Origin of the sequence: Paracoccus pacificus (assembly GCF_042680785.1) — a bacterium.
GTDB lineage: Bacteria > Pseudomonadota > Alphaproteobacteria > Rhodobacterales > Rhodobacteraceae > Paracoccus > Paracoccus pacificus.
In genome coordinates this window covers 73,239-92,911 of record NZ_JBHUEN010000053.1, presented here as the reverse complement: position 1 = coordinate 92,911, position 19,673 = coordinate 73,239, and the positions used below count along the sequence as shown (strand labels likewise).

Sequence of the window (19,673 nt, the reverse complement as noted above, 5' to 3'; positions counted from 1 at the left end):
TCTCCGATCAGTTCAGTTTGCGCATGGCGATGACGCCCATGCGCGCGGTCAGTTCGGCCGCCTGGCGCGGGTCAATGGCGGCGATGATCTTCGCGCCGGTCCCGGAATCGACCCGCATCAGGATCTCGGCGGCGAAATCCGGCGGCAGGTTCGACAGGACGGCGGCCGAGTCCTTCGGCGCCATTTCGTCGTAAAGCGCGATCATCCGGGCCAGATCGTCCTGCCGCGCCTTATCCGCCCCGGCCGATTTGGCGCGGCTGCCGCTGTTGGCCGATCTGACCTTCTCGAGCCATGATCTGAGGCTTTCCTCGGCCTTGGTGATCTCGGCCTTGCGGCGGTCAAGATCGACCATATAGGCCTCAAGCCGCTGGTTGCGCTGACGCAGTTCCTCGGCCATGGCGACAGCCTCGGGAACGTCGGCGCAGCCTTCCAGAAAATCCGGTGCGGCGGCGGTTGCGGTGAACATATCGGACGGCAGGAACTGCAGCGAAAACACCGCCGCCGGGACCAGAAACGCCGCGCCGAGCAGCGGCAGGATACGCTTAGGCCGCTTCATGGCTGACCTCCGGCCTTGCGGCCCGCAGGCGCCGGCGCTGGCGCGGCGGCGTTTCGGCGGGTTTCCCGGCCTCCTGCGCGTCCGAGAACTTGCGCTGCAGGACCCAGAAGGCGCGCTCTTGCTTGGCGCGTTCGACCTCTTCGGCAAGCCTTTGGGTGGCCACGGTCGCCTCGTCCCGGGCGGCCCTGATCGCCGTCTCCAGCCGCGCGATCTCGGCCGTCATCACCGCGATCGCCCCGCCGAGCCCGGTTTCCAGATCGTTCAGCCGGCGCAGCCGCCGCGCCAGCACCATGCAGAAGATCGCCAGCGCGACCGAGCCGACCCCGATCGAAGCCTGCAGAATTTGATATATCATTCACCTGATCCCGAATTGGGTGATAAGGACGTCGCGGACCAATCCCTTGCCAAGGACCATCTCGACCCTTGTGGCCAGCTCGGTCCGGATGATGTCGAGAATGCCCCTGCGCTCAAACGCCTGCGGGTCGATCGCCGAAAGGAAGGTGTTGAACGTGTCCGCGATGCGCGGCTGCATATGTTCGACCGCGGCGCGGTTGGCGGCGTCGACCTCCAGCTTGGCGGCAAGGACGACCTGCCGGGCCGGGTTTCCGGGAATCGTGACCATGACCGCCGGCACGTCGACGAATTCGATGCCGGCAAAGGGGTTTTCGGTCGCCGGATCTTCGGCGCGGCTGGCGAATGCGGGCAGCGGGACATAGCCCAGATAGCTGCCCGCAAACCCCGCCGCCACCGCCAGTACGGTGATGCCCGCCAGAAGCAGCATCTTCTTTCCTGATCTGGGCGGACCTTCGGTGGCGCTGGCGCTGGCGGTCATGACTGATTCTCCGTCTGGTTCAGCACGGTCTACCAGCTTGGCACTAACGTTTTCTTAATGGGCGCCGTGCCAGAACCGAGCTGTCGGAACCAAAAATGATTCGCGGGGGCGTGGTGCAAAAATTGCAGGAATACTGGGCGGACAGGACCGCGCGGCAGAAGCTGATGCTTGCCGGCGCGTTTCTCGCCACCTTCCTTGCCGTCGCCGCGTTTGCGATGCTGGCCGGCCGCACCCCGATGGCGCTTCTGTATGGCGGGCTCGAGTCCGGTCAGGCCGGGCAGGTCGTGGCGGCGGTCGAACGTTCCGGCGTGGTCTATGAGGTGCGCGGCGATTCGATCTGGGTGGACGCCGCCCAGCGGGACAGGCTGCGCATGGATCTGGCCGGTCAGGGTCTGCCGGCAGCGGGTGGCGCGGGCTATGAGCTTCTGGATGGCATGTCCGGCTTTGGCACCACCTCGCAGATGTTCGACGCCGCCTATTGGCGCGCGAAAGAGGGGGAACTGGCGCGCACGATTCTGGCCTTGCCGAATGTGCGCGCCGCCCGGGTTCATCTGGCCGTCCCCGCCAGCCGGGGCTATCGCCGCGAGATCAGCGGCTCGGCCTCGGTCACGCTGACGACCTCGGGCGGCCCGATCAGCCGCGCGCAGGCCAAATCATTGAAATACCTCGTCTCATCCGGCGTGCCGGGCATGACGCCCGAGAATGTGACCATCATCGACAGCCTCTCGGGCGTGGTTTCGACCGGCGATGAGGATGCGACGGCGCAGGGGCAGGACCGGCAGGATGAAATGCGCCGCAATGTCGAACGGATTCTGGAGCCCCGCGTCGGTGTCGGCAACGTTCTGGTCGAGGTCAATCTGGATCTGGTGACCGAACAGGAACTGGTGACCGAGCAGCGTTTCGAGCCCAAGGACAAGGCAATCGTCTCGGAAGAGGTTCAGGAAACCTCGGATCAGTCCAGCAATGGCGGCGCCCAGCCGGTGACGGCGGCCTCGAACCTGCCCGAGAACGCCGGCCAGCCGGGCGACCAGAGCAAGTCGGCGCGCAGCGAAACCCGCTCTCGGACCAATTATCAGGTGTCGCAGGTGACGCGCGAAATGCGCAGGATGCCCGGCGCCACGCGGCGTCTGACGGTCGCGGTGCTGGTGAACGGCGTCCCCGACCCGAAAGACCCGAACGCGCCCGCGATCCCGCGCCCGCAAACCGAGCTTGACGCGATCCGGGAACTGGTCGCCTCGGCGGTCGGTTTCGATGACAGCCGGGGTGATCAGATCACCGTCAAGTCGATGCCCTTTCAGCCGCAATCCGAAGCCGGGTCGCTGGCGACGCAGGGCGGGATTCTGTCGGGGCTGCCGCTTGGCGATCTTGCGCGCATCGGGCTGATCGGGCTGTTCGCGCTCGCGTTCGCGGCGCTGGTGCTGCGGCCGATGCTGCGGGCGCGGCCGGCCGGGAAAACCCCGCAACTGGACGATTCGCGACCGCTGCCGACGTTGCCCGCCCCCGGGGACGCGCCGATGACGGATATCGCCATGGTGCAGCCCGAAGCCTATCAGTCGCTGCCCGCACCCTCTGCCCGGCCCGCGAGCTTCGATTTCTCGCTGCCCACGATCACCGCGCCCAGCGATGACCCGGTCGCCCGACTGAAGGAAATGATGAAAGCCCGGCAGGACGAAAGCCTGCGCATTCTTTCGGGCTGGATCGCCGACAAGGGCGGCGCGCGATGACCATGGCCGCCCTGAAGCTCGAGCGTTTTGCGGCCGCTCCCCATGGCGCCGTCGCAGTCCCGATCACCCCTGCGGATCTCGCGTTAGCCCGGCAGCAGGGTTTCGAGGCCGGGATTGCCCATGCGCATCACCGCGAGGCCGAGGCGCTGCGCGACGGCATCGCGGTGATGAACCGTTCGGTCGCGGAACTGGACCGGGCTGTCGCGGCGGCCCGCGCGGAACTCGCGGCCAGCTATCGGCCGTTGATCGCCGCCGCCATCGGGGCCCTGGCCGAGGCGACCTGCGCCGACCGGCTGACGCTGGCCCTGTCCCGGGCGTTGCAGGGGCTGCTGTCGGATCATCAGGCGCACAGCATTCGGCTGATCTGCGACCCGGCGCAGGAGGCTGCCGTCAGGGCGGCGGCCGCCGGATGCGACGGCGTCGCAATCTCGGTGACCAAGGGCGCTGCCCCGCAGCTTCTGCTGGAAGGGGGACGGCTGGTCTTCGATCCCGAACAGGCCGCGCAAGAGATCATCACCATCGTGGATCAGGCACTTAAGCCGAAAGGACATGCTGAATGACCGTCGCAATCGAACGCTCTCAGACACTCGTCGCCATGGACGCGATCCCCGTCGAGGTGACGGTGCGGCTTGGCCGCGCGACGATGACCGTGGCCGAGCTTGCCGCCCTGCGGCCCGATGACGTTCTGGGGCTCGATCAGGCGATCTCCGACGGGGTCGATATCTGCGTCGGCGACCGGGTTATCGCGCGCGGCGAGCTTGCCGCCGGCGATGACGGCCGGGTCTGCGTCCGGGTGACCGGCGGGACAGCCGCGTCGTGAAACCGCTCCGGGTCGCCCTGCTGTTTCTGACCCTGCTGCCCGGGGCCGCGCTTGCGCAGGACATCGGCGATCTGGGTCAGGCCCTTGGTCAGGGCGCGAACGGGGTCGGGCAGAACGCGGTTCTGCTGGTGGTCATGCTGACCGCCCTGTCGCTCGCGCCCGCGATCGCGATCATGGTGACCTGCTTTCCGTTCATCGTGACGGTCCTGTCCATCCTGCGCCAGTCGATCGGGTTGCAGCAATCGCCCCCGAACATGCTGATCGTCTCGCTGGCGGTGTTTCTGACATGGTTCGTCATGGACCCGGTTTTCCGCGACTTCTGGGAGGTCGCCGGCCGGCCCCTGCAGGAAGGCCAGATCACCCTGTCCGAGGCGTTCCAGCGCGGCGTGGTTCCGTTTCGCGGCTTCATGGAGGCGCGCGCGGATCCTGATACGCTTGCCGCCTTGCAGGAGATCGCCCCGACAGGCATACAGGCCGCCCCGCAAAGCACCGCCACCGGCGCGGACAGCGCAGCCAGCAACCCACCGGTCGCGCTGAGCGTGCTGGTTCCCGGCTTCATGCTGTCCGAGATTCAGCGCGCCTTCGAGATCGGCTTTCTGGTATCCCTGCCCTTCCTGATCATCGACCTTGTCGTCTCGGCGGTGCTGATGTCGATGGGGATGATGATGGTACCGCCCGCGGTCGTGGCGCTGCCCTTCAAGCTGGCGTTTTTCGTCGTGGTCGACGGCTGGGGCATGATCGCGGGGGCGTTGGTGCGCAGCTATCAGTGACGGTTGTCGGACGCGGCGGCGGTGCGCGCCGTCATGCCGGAATCTTCCGTCGCCCCGCCCGTTTGCCGGCGGGGACAAGCCGCCGGGGGCGCAAGCCGGGGACGCAACCGGACGCGGCGCGTCCGGCCCCCCGCCGCGGACCGCTTGGGCGGCATGAGGCCCGTTCATCTGCGGCGATGACCGGCTGTCAGACCGCGATCAGGTGATTGTCCCAGGCGACTTCGCTGCGGTTCAAAAGTTCCAGTCGCGCGCCCGTCGCCTTCATCACAGCACCATTGCCGTCGGTCGCGACGAAGCCATCGGGGCCAAGCGCGATGCCGCTCACATCGGGGCGCCGGTACATGCGGCGCAGGCGTCCTTCGAGATCATGCACCATAAGGGCGCCGCCATGCGGTGAGGTGATCCCGACCTCGCCCCGTGCCGGATCCAGCGCGATCGAGCCCGCATAGCCTTTCATGGCGACCAGATCGGTGTCGGGCGCCTCTGCCAGCACCGGCGCCCGCCCGCGCCGCGCAAGGCCCAGAAGCGGCACGATCCGGGCCGGATCGCCTTCCCATTGCATGGCAAAGGCGACCAGCCCGTCGGGTGCGATGGCAAGATGCCGGATCGAGGCCTGATTGAGCTCGGCCGGCAGTTCGGTCCTCGCCTCAATCTTACCCCGCGCGTTGATCCATGACAGCGCCGGCTGCATCGTGTCCAGATTAAGCTTGGTCCGGTCATTGGGGTCGGTCCGGATGCCGCCATTCGCGACCACCAGATCATCGCTGCCGGGCAGGCGCCGGATTTCATGCGGACCGATGCCGCCCGATTCCCAAGTGCCGATGCGGCGATAGCCGTTAGCCGCATCCCACAGCCCGATCCGCCCCGCGCTGCCCTCGGCAACGACCTCAGAGGTGTAAAGCAGCGCGCCATCGGCGGAAAAACAGCCGTGGCCGTTGAACTGCAACCCGTCGGGCGGGGTCAGCCGATGCTTGACCGCGCCGTCGCGGCAGTCGATGACCACCGCGAAGGTGCCGGGGCGCCGGGCAAACCCGACCGCCTCGGGGCGGCTGGGATGGGCCGCCGCCGCATGCCCGCGCGCCGGCAGCGCGATGCGAAAGATCTCGGCGCCCTGCTCATCAAGGCCGAACAGCGCATAATCCCGCGCCGCCGGATCGGCGGCCTGATCGACCGCGGTCCCGGTCATGGCTGCGGCCAGAAAAACCGGACTGCCGGCCGAGGCCCAGCCGATCCGGGGCAGCGCCGCAGCCGCCGCCAACGTCGCCATAAATGTCCTGCGATTGGTCATGCTTACTAACCCCGCCTAGTCGCCGTCCGCCGCGTTGAAACCCTTGGTGACGCCAAGCGCGCCGGCGATCTCGACCTGAGCGATCTGGCGCGCCTCGCTGATCTTGGCGCGCACCGCGTCCAGCCTGTTCCAGCCCTCCGGCGTGGCGATCCCGGCAAAGCTCGGGTCGTCCAGCGCGCTGGCGGCGGTCTCGGCCTGATCAAGCGCGGCCTGGGTCTTGCCGCATTCGGGGCAAAGTGCCGCGACAAAAGCCTCGATCCCGTTCAGCGATTGCACCAGATTGCGCTGCGCACGCCCCGAAAGCGCCGCCTCGGCCAGCTCGGGCCGGGGACGGTCGGCGGTGGCCAGCGGCCGGCCGATCCGCTTGTCCTCGTCCATCTCGAGCGCGGCGAGGACCTGCGTATAAAGCATCTGGAGCACCTCTTTGTCGTCCAGATAGGTGCCGTCGCCCTTGTTCGCCGGGTCAAGCAGCGCTTCGGCATAACCCTGTTTCCAGCCGGTCAGGATCTGATCGCCGGTACGCGCCAGATCGCGCGCGATTGCACGGCGCAGCGCGCAGGATTGCGGCTGATCCATCAAGGCGGGGTCGTATAACAGCTTTTCAAGCGCCAGCAGGCCCCGCCCCGCGACCGAGCCCTTGGCGAACGCCTCCGGGTCGTCCAGCGTCGCCGGATCGCCCTTCATCGCCGCCGAAATCGACCGCGCCGCCATGCCCTTGGGATCGGGCCAGAACACTACGGCAAGGGCTCTGCCATGTTCCTCGGCCGGACCGAACATCAGCGGCTGCACCTGCAGCCAGGTATCGAAAACCGCGTCATAACCCTCGCGCATCGCATTGACGCCGCAATCTTTTTCGGCCGCATCGCGGTAAATGACCGTCTGATCGGCGAATGCCTGATAGCCGGGCAGCGCCAGATCCCGGACCACTTCGGCGGTACCGGCGACAGCCACGCCCGAGATCAGCATCGCGCAGCCAGCCGGCAGCAGGGCGGAGAGAATAAGCGAAAAGTTACGCATCACAGGCTTTCCAGAAAGGCGATAAGGGCATCGCGGTCGGTTTTGGACAGGGCGACCACGCGGTCACGCGCCGCCTGCGCCTCCCCACCGTGCCACAGCACGGCTTCGAGAATCGAGGTCGCACGGCCATCGTGCAGATAGTTTTCCTGCCCGCCGACGGTCTTGGTCAGGCCCAGCCCCCACAGCGGCGCGGTGCGCCATTCGCGCCCGGTGGCGCGGGATTCGGGCCGGTTGTCGGCCAGCCCCTCGCCCATGTCGTGCAGCAGCAGATCGGAATAGGGCCAAATCAGCTGAAAACTCTGCTCGGGCTGATCCTTCAGCCGGGCGGTGACGAATTTCGGCACGTGGCAGGCCTGGCATTGCGCGGTGTAGAACACCTCCTTGCCGCGCAAAACCTGCGGATCGCCGGGATTGCGCCGCTCGGGGACGGCCAGATTGCGCGAATAAAAGGTGACCAGATCCAGCGACGCCCCGTCAACCTCCAGCCCGTCGCGGATGTCCGGTTCCTGCCCGACGGCGGCGGCGCGGCAGGCGGTCTGGGCCGCGGTGCATTCGCCGTAAGGATCGGTGAAAAGCGGCGTCGACAGCCCCATATCGCCCGCGAAGGCCGCGGCCGACTGATGCCGGATCGTCGGCGCGCCGGCCTTGAGGCCGAACCGGCCCAGCATCGGGCGCCCGTTTTCGACCGACCAGACGATGTTGGCCCGCCCCGACACGCCGTCGCCGTCGCGGTCATCCGGGTCGGCATTGGCCAGAATATCGGCCTCGGGGATCGCTTCAAGCAGGCCGAGCCCGATCATCGGCGGCGCCACCCGGGCCGAGATCTGCAGATCGGGCGACGGCGGCCCATAGGCCGGATTGTCAATGCTAAACGCGGGTTTCCGCAGATTCACCACCGTGCCGTCGGCAAGCGTGACCGGCTGGATCTGCCAGTCGATGCGCATCTGCCCCTCGGGCGGGACGCCCGGCACCGCGAAATCCTGAAGCTGGCCGCCATAGACCGGGTCGGGGCTGGTCGACAGGAATTCCTCGATCGCGTCCGCCTGATCGACCCAGGGCGTCGCGCCACCGGGAACCGAAAGCCGCAGGAACATCGACACCGCCGCCTGGCCCGGCGCGGGCGGATGGCCGCGCCCGTCCTTGATGTGACAGTCCTGACAGCCGCGCGCGTTGTAAAGCGGGCCCAGCCCGTCCGAGGCGCGGGTCGAGGATGGCGCGGCGACCCAGGTCTTGCGAAACAACCCGTTCCCCAGCTTGAAATCCATCTCGCGCTCAAAGCTCATGTTGGCCGAGCTTTGCGAAAAGGCGTCGGCCGTGTCGCGCGCACGCACGCTTGCCGCGCCGCCGGGCTTCTGTTCGAACTTTTCGGGGCGGGTGAAATCGGTGGTGGGTGCGATGACCGCCTTGATCCGCGCGGCTTCCGCCTTGGTGCGCGGCAGCATCTGCACGGCCAGCGCATTCTGATCGGCCGCCGGCTGGGCGGCGAGAGCCGCCCCGAAAAGGCAGGAAAACAACGGGATCAGGTGTCTGGCGCGAATTTTCATGATCTGCCTACACGCGGCCGGGACAGCGCCGCCGCCGTCCCGATCCGGCATTTACTGAAACACCGCCTCGGGCTGGTCCAGACTGTCCGAACCCTCGATAGTCACCTGATCGACATTCAGCGCACTGGCGGCGCGTTCGATCGAACGGGTCTGGGCGACCAGCGCGTCGACCGCGGCCATGATCAGTCTTTCCCCTTCGTCATTGCCCGGCGCCAGCATCTGGTCATAGGCCATTCCGGCCGCCTGCGCCTTGCGCAACGCATCAAGCTTGGTCAGCGAATCCGCCAGTTCGGCCTTGAGCTGGCTGTCGATCGCGGGATCGGCGGCGGCGACGAGTTCCGACAGCGAAGGCCCCGCGACCTCGGTGCCGTCGACGCGCTTGTAACGGCCCAGATAGACGTTATCGACGCCCAGCCCGTCATAATAGTGGCTGTTCGGCGTATTGTCGGAAAAGCAGTCATGCTCTTCTTCAGGGTCGTTCAGCATCAGACCCAGCTTCATCCGCTCGCCCGCCTGCTCGCCATAGGACAGGCTGCCCATGCCGGTCAGCATGGCGCGGATGCCCGCGTCGGGATCGTCGGTCAGGGTTTTGCGCGCGGCGCCGTCCGGGCCCCATTGCTCGGCCATATAGGCCATGTCGCGGACCAGCAATTCGGTCGCCGCCTGAAGATATGCCGCGCGGCGGTCGCAATTGCCGCCCGTGCAGGCATCGCCCTTGGCATAATCGGTCCAGGGCCGTTCGCCCGCGCCCGGGCCGGTGCCATTCAGATCCTGCCCCCACAGCAGGAATTCGATGGCGTGATAGCCCGAGGCGACATTCGCCTCGTTCCCGTCGGCCTCGTGCAGGGTGCCGGAGATCAGTTCGGGGGTGATCACCGTCGCGTCGATCTGCTTGCCTCCGATCGTGATCGTCGGGTTGGCGATGACATTCAGGCCCGCCAGCGCGTTTTCCTCATTCGTGCCGAAGCCGTCGGCGACATAGTCAATCAGCCCCTCGTCCAGCGGCCAGGAGTTGATCGCCCCTTCCCAGTCGTCGACGATCGGGTTGCCGAAACGAAACACCTCGGTCTGCTGATAGGGAACGCGAGCCGCCTTCCACGCCTCGCGCGCGGCGTTCAGGTTTTCCTCGGAAGGGTCGGCGGTCAGTCTTTGCACGGCGGTTTGCAGATCGCGCGCCGTCGACAGGCTGTCCGAATACCCGGCCTCGGCGATGTCGGCGTAAGTGTCGATCACCTCGGCCGTGGTTGGCGCGGCAAGCGCCGGCAAAGGGGTCAGGGCGGTACAAACGATCAGGGCGATACGGCGCGACATCAGGTCTCCATCAGGTCGGTTCGACCGACGGATGACTAAAATAGTCAACTTTGTAAAGCGGAATTAATCGCAGATGATCGCACGGGTCAGCGGATGATCCGGATCGGACAGACCTTCGATCACGTCGAAATGGTGGCGTCCGGGCGCGATCGTCAGGCTGGTGTCGGCGCCCATGCCCTGCCAGATATCGGCCAGAATGCGCGAGTGGCGCAGGAACTCGGGCCGTTCATCGCCGCCGATCCAGACCGGTATCGGCAGGTCAAGGCGGGGCGCCAGCAATATCGGGCTTTCGCGCATCGCCTCGTCCGGGTCGATTTGCAGGATCCGGTTATCGGCCAGCCGCATAAGCGGCCGCAGATCCGCCAGCGCCGAGATCGGCAAGCACCGGCGCAGCCGGGCGGCCGTGGCGGGTGGCAATGGCGACGGATCGCAGACCATGCGTGCGACAAGATGACCGCCCGCCGAATGGCCGGTCAGAGCGACCGGCACGTCGGGGATCAAAGCGGCGGCGTGGGCGATGGCGGCGGCGATCTGCCGGGTGATCCCGGCGATCCGCGCCATGGGCGCCAAGGTATAGCCGGGCATCGCCACCGCCCAGCCGTGGGCCAGCGGACCCGCCGCCAGATGCGACCAGAACGAGGGGTCGAAATCCATCCACCAGCCGCCGTGAACGAATATGCAAAGCCCCTTTGCCGTGCCATCGGGAAGAAAATCGGGAAGAAACAGGTCCATAAGCTGCCGCACCTCTGGCCCATAGCGCAGGCCGATCCGTGCCCGCGCGCCGCGCGCCTGCCGGAAAGCGGCGGCCGCGGCTTGCCATCGCGCCGGATAGGTCGCGCCGTCGGGAATATGGATTCCGTTGGCATAGGCATCGTCCCAATCGGTGATATGCTGCGCCATGAAATCCTTTCCGAACAACGATCAGGCCCTTTGATGACCGACTTTAGCCAGACGCGCGCGCTTTTCCACCTGCCCGATAGCATCACCTATCTGGATGGCAATTCGCTGGGGCCGCTGCCGCTTGCCGCCCGCGACAGGGTGGCGCGGATGATGGGCGAGGAATGGGGAAACATGCTGATCGGCGGCTGGAATCAGGCCGGCTGGTATACGCAGCCGCGTCGCGTCGGCGACCGGATCGCGGGGTTGATCGGCGCCGGGCCGGGGCAGGTCGTGATGGGCGACACGCTGTCGATCAAGGTCTATCAGGCCCTGTCCGCCGCCCTGTCCCTGCGTCCGGAACGGCGGGTCATCCTGTCCGACAGCGGCAATTTTCCGTCCGACCTTTATGTCGCGCAGGGTATCGCGCGGTCCCGCGACGCGGATCTGCGGGTGGTGGCGCCCGGGGAGGTCGCCGGGATGATCGGCCCCGAGGTCGCGGTTCTGATGCTGACCGAGGTCGACTATCGCACCGGACGTCGGCACGACATGGCCGCGCTGACCGCGCGCGCGCATGAAAACGGCGTGCTTACCCTGTGGGATCTGGCCCATTCGGCGGGCGCGGTGGATGTGGATCTGCTGGGGGTGGGTGCCGATTTCGCCGTTGGCTGCACCTATAAATACCTGAACGGCGGCCCCGGCGCGCCGGCGTTCATCTGGGTCAATCCACGTCATGCGGAACGGGCGCAGCCCAGCCTTCAGGGCTGGATGGGACATGCGGCCCCGTTTGATTTCGACCGGGACTATCAACCCGCCGCCGGGATCGAACGGATGCGCGTCGGGACCCCGCCGGTCATCGCGCTCACTGCGCTGGACGCGGCTTTGGATGTCTGGGACGGGGTCGACATGGCCGCGTTACGCGCCCGTTCGATCACGCTTGGCCAAAGGTTCATCGCGGGGGTCGAGGCGCGTTGCCCGCAACTTGAACTCCACAGCCCCCGCGATCCGGCCCGGCGCGGCTCTCAGGTGTCGTTCCGTCACGCCTCGGCCTTTGCGGTGATGCAGGCCCTGATCGCGAACGGGGTGATCGGCGATTTCCGCGCCCCCGACGTGCTGCGCTTTGGTTTCGCCCCGCTTTACAACGGCATCGAGGATGTGGACCGGGCCGTCGACACCCTTGCCATGGTGCTGGGTTCGGCGATGTGGCAACGGGCGGAATTCCACCGCCGGGGCGATGTGACCTAACGACAAACTTGTCTTTTCGCCGATATCTGACCATGCAATCGGTCCAGTAAGGCGCAAGATACGGCGGACGAAAGATCGGGTTCATGCGGTATTTTCTATTGTCGGCGTTTTGGGTCGCGGCCATTTCTCCGCTTTCGGCAATGGCCGAGGTTCCGCTGCGGGTCGAATACGTCCCCGTCGAGATCAGCCCGCAGACCTATTCGATATCGCTGACCGGAACGATCGAGGCCAAGACCAGCGTCGATCTTAGTTTCCGTAGCGGCGGCCGGGTGATCGAGGTGCGCGCAGAGGTCGGCGACAGGGTCAAGCGTGGCGATCTGCTGGCCCGGATCGACCCGTTGCAGCAATATCAAAGCATGCTGGCGGCCGATGCCGCCGTCGTTTCGGCGCAGGCGATCGTGGCGCAGGCCGAGCAGGCCGCGCAACGTCAGGCCGCGATGCTGGAGCGCGGCGTCGGAACCCGCGCCGCGCGTGACAGTGCGGCCGAGGCGTTAAGCCAGGCGCAAGGCCGCCTGCAACAGGCGCTGACCGATCAGGCGCAGGGTCGGCGCAGCGTGGACGACACCGTGCTGCGGGCGTCGGTCGACGGGGTCATCACCGCGCGCAATGCCGAACCGGGCCAGATCGTCGGGGCGGCGCAGCCGGTCCTGTCGCTTGCCGCGATGGACGGGTTCGAGGCGGTGTTTCAAACCCCCGACGATCCGCATACCGAAAAGGCGATGGGCGCGCCGGTGTCGCTGGAACTGATCGACGCGCCGGGCCCGGGCATGTCCGGCACGGTCACCGAAATCGCGCCTCTGGTCGATCCGAACACCGCCTCGGTCGCGGTCCGGGCCGAAATCCGCGACGCCCCGCCCGACGCCTCGCTGCTGGGGGCGGCGGTCAGGGGCACGGTCCAGCTTCCAAGCACCCCCAGCATCCGGCTGCCATGGACGGTTCTGTCCGAGGACGGCACCGATCCGGCGGTCTGGGTGGTCGATCCCAAGACCCAGACCGTCACCATGGCCAAGATTTCGATCGCCCGGTTCACCACCGACAGCGTGCTTGTATCGGACGGGCTGTCACCGGGGCAGATCGTCGTCGGCGCCGGTTCACAGATGCTGTATCCGGGGCGGCTGGTCGAGGCGGCGCGGCCAAACGAAGTAGGGAGCAGCGGCGCGGGGGCCGACGACGCGGGGGCCAGCGATACGGGGGTCAGCGGCGCGGCGTCCGGCGATAAGGGTGCCGGCAGCGCGGATGCGGCCAACCCGGGGGCGCCGAAATGACGATCAGATCGGCAATCCCGACGGTAACCGTTGTCCCGGCCCTGCTGACCGTGGCCGCGCTGACGCTTACCGCCGTGCCGCAGACGGCCTTGGCCGAAGGCTTCCGCTGGCCGTGGTCACAGGAAGCGGCCGCGCCGGCCGCACCACCACCGCCGCGCCCCGTGGTGACGGAACGGGTCAGCGAACTGCCCCCGGTTCAATACGGCACGCCCGGCGTCATTCAGGCCCGCAACGAGGTGCAGCTTGGGTTTCAGACCCTTGGGCGCATGGTCTCGCGCCCGGTCGATCTTGGCGACGAGGTCAAGAAGGGCGATACGCTGGCCGAACTGGACCCCGGGGATCTGGAGGGCGACGTGCGCGCGGCGACGGCGGCGGTCGACTCGGCCAAAGTGCAACTGGATACCGCCCGCTCGACCGCCGAGCGGACCCGCGAACTGTCGTCGCGCGGCATCTCCTCGGCCTCGCAGGTCGAGGCGGCCGAACAGGCCCTGACCTCGGCGCAGGCGGCGTTTGATCAGGCCGAGGCGCAGCTTGCCAGCGCCCGCGACGCGCGGGGCTTCGCCGAATTGACCGCGCCTTTCAACGGCGTCGTCAGCAAGGTGCTGACCGATCCCGGCGCGGTGGTTTCGGCGGGCGAGCCGATACTGGTCCTGTCCGGCGTCGGCGCGCGCGAGGCGGTCGTCGACCTGCCCGAGACGGTGTTGTCGGCGCTGGATCCGAAAGCCCGCTTTGCGGTCTGGAACCAGACTGCCCCCGATGTCACGACCGGGGCGACGCTGGACCGGATCGAGCCATTGGCCGATGCCGCCACCCGGACGCGGCGCGTCTATCTGGCGCTTGAGGATGGCAGCATCTTCCGCCTTGGCAGTCTGATCCGGGCGCGACTGGCGAATTCGGCCTCGGCGACGACCAGTCTCAGCCTGCCGGAAAGCGCGGTCCTGAAACGCGATGACGGCAGTTCGGCGGTGTGGGTCGTCAACCGGCCCGGCGCAGAACCGGGGGGCACCGATCAGATGGGATCGGACCAGACCGCACAAGGCCAGACGGGATCGGGCCAGACCGGAGCGGACCAGACGAGAACTGACCAGACGGGAACAAACCAGACCGGCACCGTCACCCTGACCCCGATCACGGTTGCGCCCGGGCCGAACCTGATCGCGGGCAGGCTGCGCGTGACCGACGGCCTGACCGAGGGTCAGGAGGTCGTGGTGCGCGGCATTCACAGCCTGCAAGAAGGCCAGCAAGTCGGTAAAGGGATCACCGAATGAAACGGTTCAACCTGTCCGACTGGGCGCTGCATCACCGCTCATTCGTGTGGTTCCTGCTGATCGTGTCGATGATCGCGGGGATGCTTTCCTATAACGGCCTTGGCCGCGAGGAAGACCCCAGCTTCACGATCAAGACCATGATCATCGGCGCCAGCCTGCCCGGCGCAACCGTCGATGAAACGCTGAAACAGGTCACCACGCGCATCGAGACCAAACTCGAGGCGCTGAACGAGCTGAAAAACACCCGTTCGGTGACCATGCCGGGCCGGGCCATCGTCTATGTCGAGCTTCTGGACACTGTGCGCGGCCCGGAGGTCAAGGCAAGCTGGCAGCGGGTCCGCAACATGATGGCCGACCTGCGGCCCGAGTTTCCGCAGGAATTCCAGGGTTTTCAGTTCAACGACGATTTCGGCGACGTTTACGGCAACATCTATGCCTTCACCTCGGACGGGTTCAGCTATCGCGAGATGCGCGACCGGGTCGAGGCGATCCGCAAGCGCGTTCAGGGCATCAGCGCGGCCGGCAAGACCGAGTTGCTGGGCGAGCGCAAGGAACAGGTGTTCTTGGAATTCTCGCCCAGCCGTCTGGCCGCGCTTGGCCTGAACGAGCAAGAGGTGATGAACTCGCTTGCCACCCAGAACTCGATCGTGCCCTCGGGCGAGATTCAGGCCGGGCCCGAGCGTATTCTGGTGCGCATGGACGGTCAGTTCAGCGATGCGAGCGCGATCGCGGCGGTGAATTTCGTCGTCAACGGCAAGTTCTTCAACCTGTCCGACGTGGCCACGGTGCGGCGCGGATATGAAGATCCGCCGACCGAGCTTTTCCGCTATGACGGCAAGGACGCGATCGGGCTTCAGATCGGCATGCGCGAGGGCCAGAACATCGTCAAATTCGGCGAAGAGCTGGACCAGATGATGAATCAGATCGCCGAGGATCTGCCGATCGGGATCGAGATGCACAAGGTCGCCGACCAGCCCCGCGTGGTGGACGAGGCGGTGGGCCATTTCGTCCGCGCGCTGGCCGAGGCGGTGGCCATCGTGCTTCTGGTCAGCTTCGTCAGCCTTGGCCTCCGGGCCGGCTTTGTCGTCACGCTGACCATTCCGCTGGTTCTGGCCATCACCTTCGTGATCCTCGATCTGTATGACATCACCTTGCAGCGCATCTCGCTGGGGGCGCTGATCATCGCGCTGGGGCTCTTGGTCGATGACGCGATGATCGCCATCGAGACGATGATCTCGCGGCTGGAACTGGGCGAGAGCCGCGAGCAGGCGGCAAGCTATGCCTGGACCTCGATCGCATTCCCGATGCTGTCGGGGACGCTGGTGACGGTCGCGGGGTTCATTCCGATCGGGCTGAACTCTTCCGCCGCGGGCGAATTCACCTTCTCGCTGTTCGTCGTCATCGCGGTTTCGCTGGTGGTCAGCTGGATCGTGGCGGTGCTGTTCGCGCCCATCCTTGGGGTGACGCTTTTGCCCCGGCAGATGAAACACGCCCACGCCGGCCCCGGCCGTCTGCGCCGGATGTTCCATGCCCTGCTGCGGGCGGCGATGCGGGCCAAATGGCTGACCATCGCGGTCACGGTGCTGCTGTTCGCGGCATCGGTATTCGGCATGCGCTTCGTCGAGCAGCAGTTTTTCCCGACCTCGGACCGGCCCGAGGTGATCGTCGATGTCGGGTTGCGGCAAAACGCCTCGATCGCGGCGACGACCGAGGTCATGGACAGGCTGGAAGCGCAACTGAAGGACGACGAGGACGTTGCCTTCTGGACCTCGTATGTGGGGCGCGGCGCACCGCGCTTTGTCCTGTCGCTGGACGTGCCGACGCCGGGCCCGCAGATGGGCCAGATCATCATCCAGACCGGCGGGCTGGCGCAGCGCGACCGGGTAAAGGCCAAGCTGAACGCATTCGCGGCGACCGAACTCACCGGCGTCAATGTCTTTGTGAAAAATCTGGAAATCGGGCCGCCGGTGGGCAAGCCGGTGCAGTACCGGGTCAGCGGACCGGATACCGAGACGGTGCGCGACGCCGCGCGCGGACTGGCGACGGTTCTGGCCACCGAGCCGCGGCTGCGCGATATCGAACTCAACTGGAACGAACCGGCCCGGGTTCTGCGGTTGGAGATTGATCAGGACAAGGTGCGCCGGATCGGGATCAGCTCGCAATCTATCGCAACCGCGGTCTCGGCCATGTTCAGCGGCAAGGTGGTCACCCAGTTGCGCGACGATATTTTCCTGATCGACGTGGTGGCGCGGGGTGATGCGGCCGACCGGCAGTCGGTGGATTCGTTGCAGAACCTGCAACTGTCGACCCCGAGCGGCGTGGGGATTCCGCTGATCAGCCTTGCGCGGCTGACCTATGGCACCGAACAACCGCTGATCCAGCAGCGGAACGGCCTGCCCACGGTGACCGTCAAGGCGGCCATCGCCTCGGTCGACCAGCCCGCCACGCTGGTCAACGCGCTTGGCCCCGCCGTCGCCGAATATACGGCGAAGCTGCCATCCGATATTCGCGTCGAGATCGGCGGCACGGTCGAATCCTCATCCGAAAGTCAGGCGCCGATCGCCGCCGTGGTTCCGGTCATGCTGCTGATCATGGCGGTTCTGGTCATGGCGCAGATGCAAAGTTTCCGGCTTGCGCTGATCGTCTTTGCGGCGGCGCCGCTTGGGCTGATCGGCGTGGTGGCGGCATTGTTGCCGTTCGGCGTACCGATGGGGTTCGTGGCGATTCTGGGCATTCTGGCGCTGATCGGCATCCTGATCCGCAACTCGATCATTCTGGTGCACGAGATCGAGGTGTTGCTGCAAAAGGGCCGCTCGCGTTGGGACGCGGTGTTCGAGGCGTCCGACAGCCGCGCACGCCCGATCCTGCTGACCGCCGCGGCGGCAAGCCTGGCGCTTATCCCGATTTCGCGTGAAGTTTTCTGGGGGCCGATGGCATTCGCCATGATGGGCGGGATCATCGCGGGTACGCTGGTCACGCTGGTGTTCGTGCCGGCGCTGTATTGCGCGATCTTCCGGGTGAAGCCGCCGCAAAACACGCCCGAGAACGAGGACAAAAACGAGAACACGGCGAATCCCGGCGCGGAAGCGAACCCCACAGCCGGCGCCGCCGGTGCTCAGCCGACCTGATCCGGCATCTCGATCTCGGCCGCGAAGGCGGCGCCGAAACGCTCCAGCCGGTTCGGATCCAGATAGCGCGACAGATCGCGCGGGCGATCCTGCGCGATGCGGCGGATGGTGCCGGCCGGGCATGACATCGGCTTGGCCGTGCCGTCGTCGCCGCGCGCAAGCTGCTGCTGAACCGCCATCAGCCGGTCATACAAATCGCCCGAGGCGCTGCCGGCCAGCTTGCGCCGCGCCGGGTGCATCGCGGCCGGGGCCTCGCCCGCGATGACCTTCAGGAATGCCGCGCCATAGCTTTCAAGCTTCTTGGCCCCGACCCCGCCGATCCGCGCCATCTGGTCCAGATCGGCGGGCCGGGTCTGGGCCATTTCGATCAGCGTCTTGTCGGTAAAGATGACATAGGCCGGCACCCGCTGCGCCTCGGCCAGCGCGCGGCGGGCGGCCTTCAGCGCCGACAACAGAGGCGCATCCTCGTCATCCACAAGGGCACGGACCGCATAGGCCGGACGCGCCTTGCCGATCAGGTCACGCCGCAGCGTGACGGTGTTCTCACCGCGCAGGATCGGCCGCGCGCCCTCGGTCATGCGCAGCGCGCCGTGGCGGGACGGGTCGGGCCGCAGCAGATCCAGCCCCAACATCTGACGAAACACCGCGCCCCATTGCGCCCGCGACAGATCTGAGCCGACGCCGAAGGTCGGCAGATGGTCATGACCGCGCGCCCGCACCTTTTCGGTCGCCTGCCCCAGCAGGATGTCGATCAGATGGCCGGTGCCGAACCATTCATCCGTCCGCAGAACCGCCGAAAGCGCCTTGCGCACGGCTTCGGTGCCGTCGAACAGCTTCGGCGGATCGCTGCACAGGTCGCAATTGCCGCAAGGGCCGCTGTCCTCGCCGAAATAGTCGAGCAGTCGGCGGCGGCGGCAGCCCTGCGCTTCGGCCAGACCCAGAAGCGCGTTCAGCCGCGCATGATCGGCCGCCTTGCGGCCGGGCGGGGCCAGCCCTTCGTCGATCTGGGCACGGCGCAAGCGAATGTCGTCGGCGCCGTAAAGCGTCAGCGTCTCGGCCGGCGCGCCGTCGCGCCCGGCACGGCCGATTTCCTGATAATAAGCCTCGATCGACTTCGGCAGGTCGGCATGCGCCACCCAACGGATGTCGGGCTTGTCGATGCCCATGCCAAAGGCAACGGTGGCGACGACGATCAGCCCGTCATCGCGCTGAAAGCGAGTCTCGGCCTCGCGCCGCGGCCCGGCCTCCATGCCGCCGTGATAGGGGATGGCGGGCTGACCGGCCTGTGACAGCGCGGCGGCAAGCGTTTCGGTGCGCGCCCGGCTGGCGCAATAGACGATGCCCGACTGCCCGCGACGCGCGGCGGCGAACTCCATGAGCTGGCGGCGGGGCTGGTCCTTTGGCTGAAACGCCAGACGGATGTTCGGGCGATCGAAACCGCGCAGAAAGGTGACCGGATCCGCCCCGCCGAACAGCCGCGCCACGATCTCGGTCCGGGTCTCGGCGTCGGCCGTGGCGGTAAAGGCCGCAAGCGGCACGTTCAGCGCCCGCTTCAATTCGCCGATGCGCAGATAGTCGGGGCGGAAATCATGGCCCCACTGGCTGACGCAATGCGCCTCGTCCACGGCGATCGCCGTCACCCCGGCGCGGCGCAGGAAGTGCACCGTCCCGCCCGCCGCCAGCCGCTCGGGCGCCATGTACAAAAGCCGCAGCCGCCCGTCGGCGACGGCCTGATGAACCGCCGCGGTTTCCGCATCGGTGTTGCCGCTGGTCAGCGCCCCCGCAGCCACGCCCAGCGCCTCGAGCCCCCGGACCTGATCCCGCATCAGCGCGATCAGCGGCGAGATGACGACCGTCAGCCCTTCGCGCATGAGCGCCGGAAGCTGAAAGCAAAGCGATTTGCCGCCGCCCGTCGGCATGATCGCCAGCACATCGCGCCCGGCGGCTACGGCCTCGACGATCTCGGCCTGACCGGGACGAAAGGCGTCATAGCCAAAGACCTGACGCAAAAGCAGGTCGGGCGGCATCA

At 67.0% G+C, this 19,673-nt stretch carries 17 protein-coding genes; 8 read left to right on the top strand and 9 right to left on the bottom strand.

The window, feature by feature from the left end; translation table 11 throughout:
• Positions 1 to 7: 7 nt before the first annotated feature.
• The 3 genes from ACFSCT_RS18620 to ACFSCT_RS18610 are packed head-to-tail and all read right to left on the bottom strand — an operon-like array spanning position 8 to position 1,388.
• Positions 8 to 556 carry a MotE family protein gene (locus ACFSCT_RS18620; RefSeq protein ID WP_379145291.1) on the bottom strand — a complete coding sequence of 183 codons (549 nt, stop codon included), beginning with the start codon at positions 554 to 556 and terminating at the stop codon, positions 8 to 10.
• Entirely contained in the window at positions 543 to 911 is a 369-nt protein-coding gene (locus tag ACFSCT_RS18615) for a hypothetical protein (protein WP_379145289.1), read from the bottom strand. Before ACFSCT_RS18615 ends, ACFSCT_RS18620 begins: the two co-directional genes overlap by 14 nt.
• Positions 912 to 1,388: a flagellar basal body-associated FliL family protein gene (locus ACFSCT_RS18610; protein WP_379145287.1), complete on the bottom strand. Its 477-nt coding sequence runs from the start codon at positions 1,386 to 1,388 to the stop codon at positions 912 to 914.
• A 95-nt stretch (positions 1,389 to 1,483) separates the two neighbouring features.
• On the opposite strand from ACFSCT_RS18610, the gene fliF reads away from it, so the two are divergent.
• Genes fliF through fliP form a run of 4 tightly spaced genes read left to right on the top strand, consistent with a single transcriptional unit; the run spans position 1,484 to position 4,702 of the window.
• A complete protein-coding gene (fliF, locus tag ACFSCT_RS18605; protein WP_379145285.1) occupies positions 1,484 to 3,112 on the top strand; it encodes a flagellar basal-body MS-ring/collar protein FliF in 1,629 nt (542 codons plus the stop codon).
• Positions 3,109 to 3,672 (top strand): hypothetical protein, encoded by a 564-nt coding sequence (locus ACFSCT_RS18600; RefSeq protein ID WP_379145283.1) that lies wholly within the window; start codon positions 3,109 to 3,111, stop codon positions 3,670 to 3,672. The genes fliF and ACFSCT_RS18600 overlap by 4 nt, the downstream gene beginning before the upstream one ends.
• Positions 3,669 to 3,932 (top strand): FliM/FliN family flagellar motor switch protein, encoded by a 264-nt coding sequence (locus ACFSCT_RS18595; protein WP_379145281.1) that lies wholly within the window; start codon positions 3,669 to 3,671, stop codon positions 3,930 to 3,932. Before ACFSCT_RS18600 ends, ACFSCT_RS18595 begins: the two co-directional genes overlap by 4 nt.
• Positions 3,929 to 4,702, top strand: coding sequence for a flagellar type III secretion system pore protein FliP (gene fliP / locus ACFSCT_RS18590; RefSeq protein WP_379145279.1), 774 nt, complete (start codon positions 3,929 to 3,931; stop codon positions 4,700 to 4,702). The genes ACFSCT_RS18595 and fliP overlap by 4 nt, the downstream gene beginning before the upstream one ends.
• Before the next feature lie 187 nt (positions 4,703 to 4,889).
• Here fliP and ACFSCT_RS18585 read toward each other — a convergent pair whose 3' ends face one another.
• The 5 genes from ACFSCT_RS18585 to ACFSCT_RS18565 form a co-directional block, all read right to left on the bottom strand.
• The gene (locus ACFSCT_RS18585) at positions 4,890 to 5,990 is read right to left on the bottom strand and encodes a DUF1513 domain-containing protein (RefSeq protein WP_379145277.1); all 1,101 of its coding nucleotides are present in this window, start codon (positions 5,988 to 5,990) and stop codon (positions 4,890 to 4,892) included.
• Between the two features lie 15 nt (positions 5,991 to 6,005).
• Positions 6,006 to 7,007 carry an imelysin family protein gene (locus tag ACFSCT_RS18580; RefSeq protein WP_379145275.1) on the bottom strand — a complete coding sequence of 334 codons (1,002 nt, stop codon included), beginning with the start codon at positions 7,005 to 7,007 and terminating at the stop codon, positions 6,006 to 6,008.
• A complete protein-coding gene (locus tag ACFSCT_RS18575; RefSeq protein WP_379145589.1) occupies positions 7,007 to 8,449 on the bottom strand; it encodes a di-heme oxidoreductase family protein in 1,443 nt (480 codons plus the stop codon). The genes ACFSCT_RS18580 and ACFSCT_RS18575 overlap by 1 nt, the downstream gene beginning before the upstream one ends.
• A gap of 153 nt (positions 8,450 to 8,602) precedes the next feature.
• Positions 8,603 to 9,862, bottom strand: a complete 1,260-nt coding sequence (locus ACFSCT_RS18570) for an imelysin family protein (RefSeq protein WP_379145273.1) — start codon at positions 9,860 to 9,862, stop codon at positions 8,603 to 8,605.
• A gap of 63 nt (positions 9,863 to 9,925) precedes the next feature.
• Positions 9,926 to 10,762: an alpha/beta hydrolase gene (locus ACFSCT_RS18565; protein WP_379145271.1), complete on the bottom strand. Its 837-nt coding sequence runs from the start codon at positions 10,760 to 10,762 to the stop codon at positions 9,926 to 9,928.
• A gap of 33 nt (positions 10,763 to 10,795) precedes the next feature.
• Here ACFSCT_RS18565 and kynU point away from each other — a divergent pair, with 33 nt between their 5' ends.
• From kynU to ACFSCT_RS18545, 4 genes are all read left to right on the top strand, one after another.
• Positions 10,796 to 11,983, top strand: a complete 1,188-nt coding sequence (kynU, locus tag ACFSCT_RS18560; RefSeq protein WP_379145270.1) for a kynureninase — start codon at positions 10,796 to 10,798, stop codon at positions 11,981 to 11,983.
• Between the two features lie 83 nt (positions 11,984 to 12,066).
• On the top strand, positions 12,067 to 13,248 hold the full coding sequence (locus ACFSCT_RS18555) for an efflux RND transporter periplasmic adaptor subunit (RefSeq protein ID WP_379145269.1): 1,182 nt from the start codon (positions 12,067 to 12,069) through the stop codon (positions 13,246 to 13,248).
• Positions 13,245 to 14,516, top strand: a complete 1,272-nt coding sequence (locus ACFSCT_RS18550) for an efflux RND transporter periplasmic adaptor subunit (protein ID WP_379145268.1) — start codon at positions 13,245 to 13,247, stop codon at positions 14,514 to 14,516. The genes ACFSCT_RS18555 and ACFSCT_RS18550 overlap by 4 nt, the downstream gene beginning before the upstream one ends.
• Positions 14,513 to 17,644 carry an efflux RND transporter permease subunit gene (locus tag ACFSCT_RS18545; RefSeq protein ID WP_379145265.1) on the top strand — a complete coding sequence of 1,044 codons (3,132 nt, stop codon included), beginning with the start codon at positions 14,513 to 14,515 and terminating at the stop codon, positions 17,642 to 17,644. The genes ACFSCT_RS18550 and ACFSCT_RS18545 overlap by 4 nt, the downstream gene beginning before the upstream one ends.
• Here ACFSCT_RS18545 and recQ read toward each other — a convergent pair.
• Complete coding sequence (gene recQ / locus ACFSCT_RS18540; protein WP_379145262.1) at positions 17,632 to 19,671, bottom strand: DNA helicase RecQ; 2,040 nt, start codon at positions 19,669 to 19,671, stop codon at positions 17,632 to 17,634. The two genes, ACFSCT_RS18545 and recQ, sit on opposite strands and share 13 nt — an antisense overlap.
• Positions 19,672 to 19,673: the final 2 nt, after the last annotated feature.

Bases quoted from the DNA above. Each gene is read 5' to 3' on its own strand.
- ACFSCT_RS18620 (WP_379145291.1), bottom strand. From the start codon at position 556: ATGAAGCGGCCTAAGCGTATCCTGCCGCTGCTCGGCGCGGCGTTTCTG.
- ACFSCT_RS18615 (WP_379145289.1), bottom strand. From the start codon at position 911: ATGATATATCAAATTCTGCAGGCTTCGATCGGGGTCGGCTCGGTCGCG.
- ACFSCT_RS18610 (WP_379145287.1), bottom strand. From the start codon at position 1,388: ATGACCGCCAGCGCCAGCGCCACCGAAGGTCCGCCCAGATCAGGAAAG.
- fliF (WP_379145285.1), top strand. From the start codon at position 1,484: ATGATTCGCGGGGGCGTGGTGCAAAAATTGCAGGAATACTGGGCGGAC.
- ACFSCT_RS18600 (WP_379145283.1), top strand. From the start codon at position 3,109: ATGACCATGGCCGCCCTGAAGCTCGAGCGTTTTGCGGCCGCTCCCCAT.
- ACFSCT_RS18595 (WP_379145281.1), top strand. From the start codon at position 3,669: ATGACCGTCGCAATCGAACGCTCTCAGACACTCGTCGCCATGGACGCG.
- ACFSCT_RS18585 (WP_379145277.1), bottom strand. From the start codon at position 5,990: ATGACCAATCGCAGGACATTTATGGCGACGTTGGCGGCGGCTGCGGCG.
- ACFSCT_RS18580 (WP_379145275.1), bottom strand. From the start codon at position 7,007: ATGCGTAACTTTTCGCTTATTCTCTCCGCCCTGCTGCCGGCTGGCTGC.
- ACFSCT_RS18575 (WP_379145589.1), bottom strand. From the start codon at position 8,449: ATGCTGCCGCGCACCAAGGCGGAAGCCGCGCGGATCAAGGCGGTCATC.
- ACFSCT_RS18570 (WP_379145273.1), bottom strand. From the start codon at position 9,862: ATGTCGCGCCGTATCGCCCTGATCGTTTGTACCGCCCTGACCCCTTTG.
- ACFSCT_RS18565 (WP_379145271.1), bottom strand. From the start codon at position 10,762: ATGGCGCAGCATATCACCGATTGGGACGATGCCTATGCCAACGGAATC.
- kynU (WP_379145270.1), top strand. From the start codon at position 10,796: ATGACCGACTTTAGCCAGACGCGCGCGCTTTTCCACCTGCCCGATAGC.
- ACFSCT_RS18555 (WP_379145269.1), top strand. From the start codon at position 12,067: ATGCGGTATTTTCTATTGTCGGCGTTTTGGGTCGCGGCCATTTCTCCG.
- ACFSCT_RS18550 (WP_379145268.1), top strand. From the start codon at position 13,245: ATGACGATCAGATCGGCAATCCCGACGGTAACCGTTGTCCCGGCCCTG.
- ACFSCT_RS18545 (WP_379145265.1), top strand. From the start codon at position 14,513: ATGAAACGGTTCAACCTGTCCGACTGGGCGCTGCATCACCGCTCATTC.
- recQ (WP_379145262.1), bottom strand. From the start codon at position 19,671: ATGCCGCCCGACCTGCTTTTGCGTCAGGTCTTTGGCTATGACGCCTTT.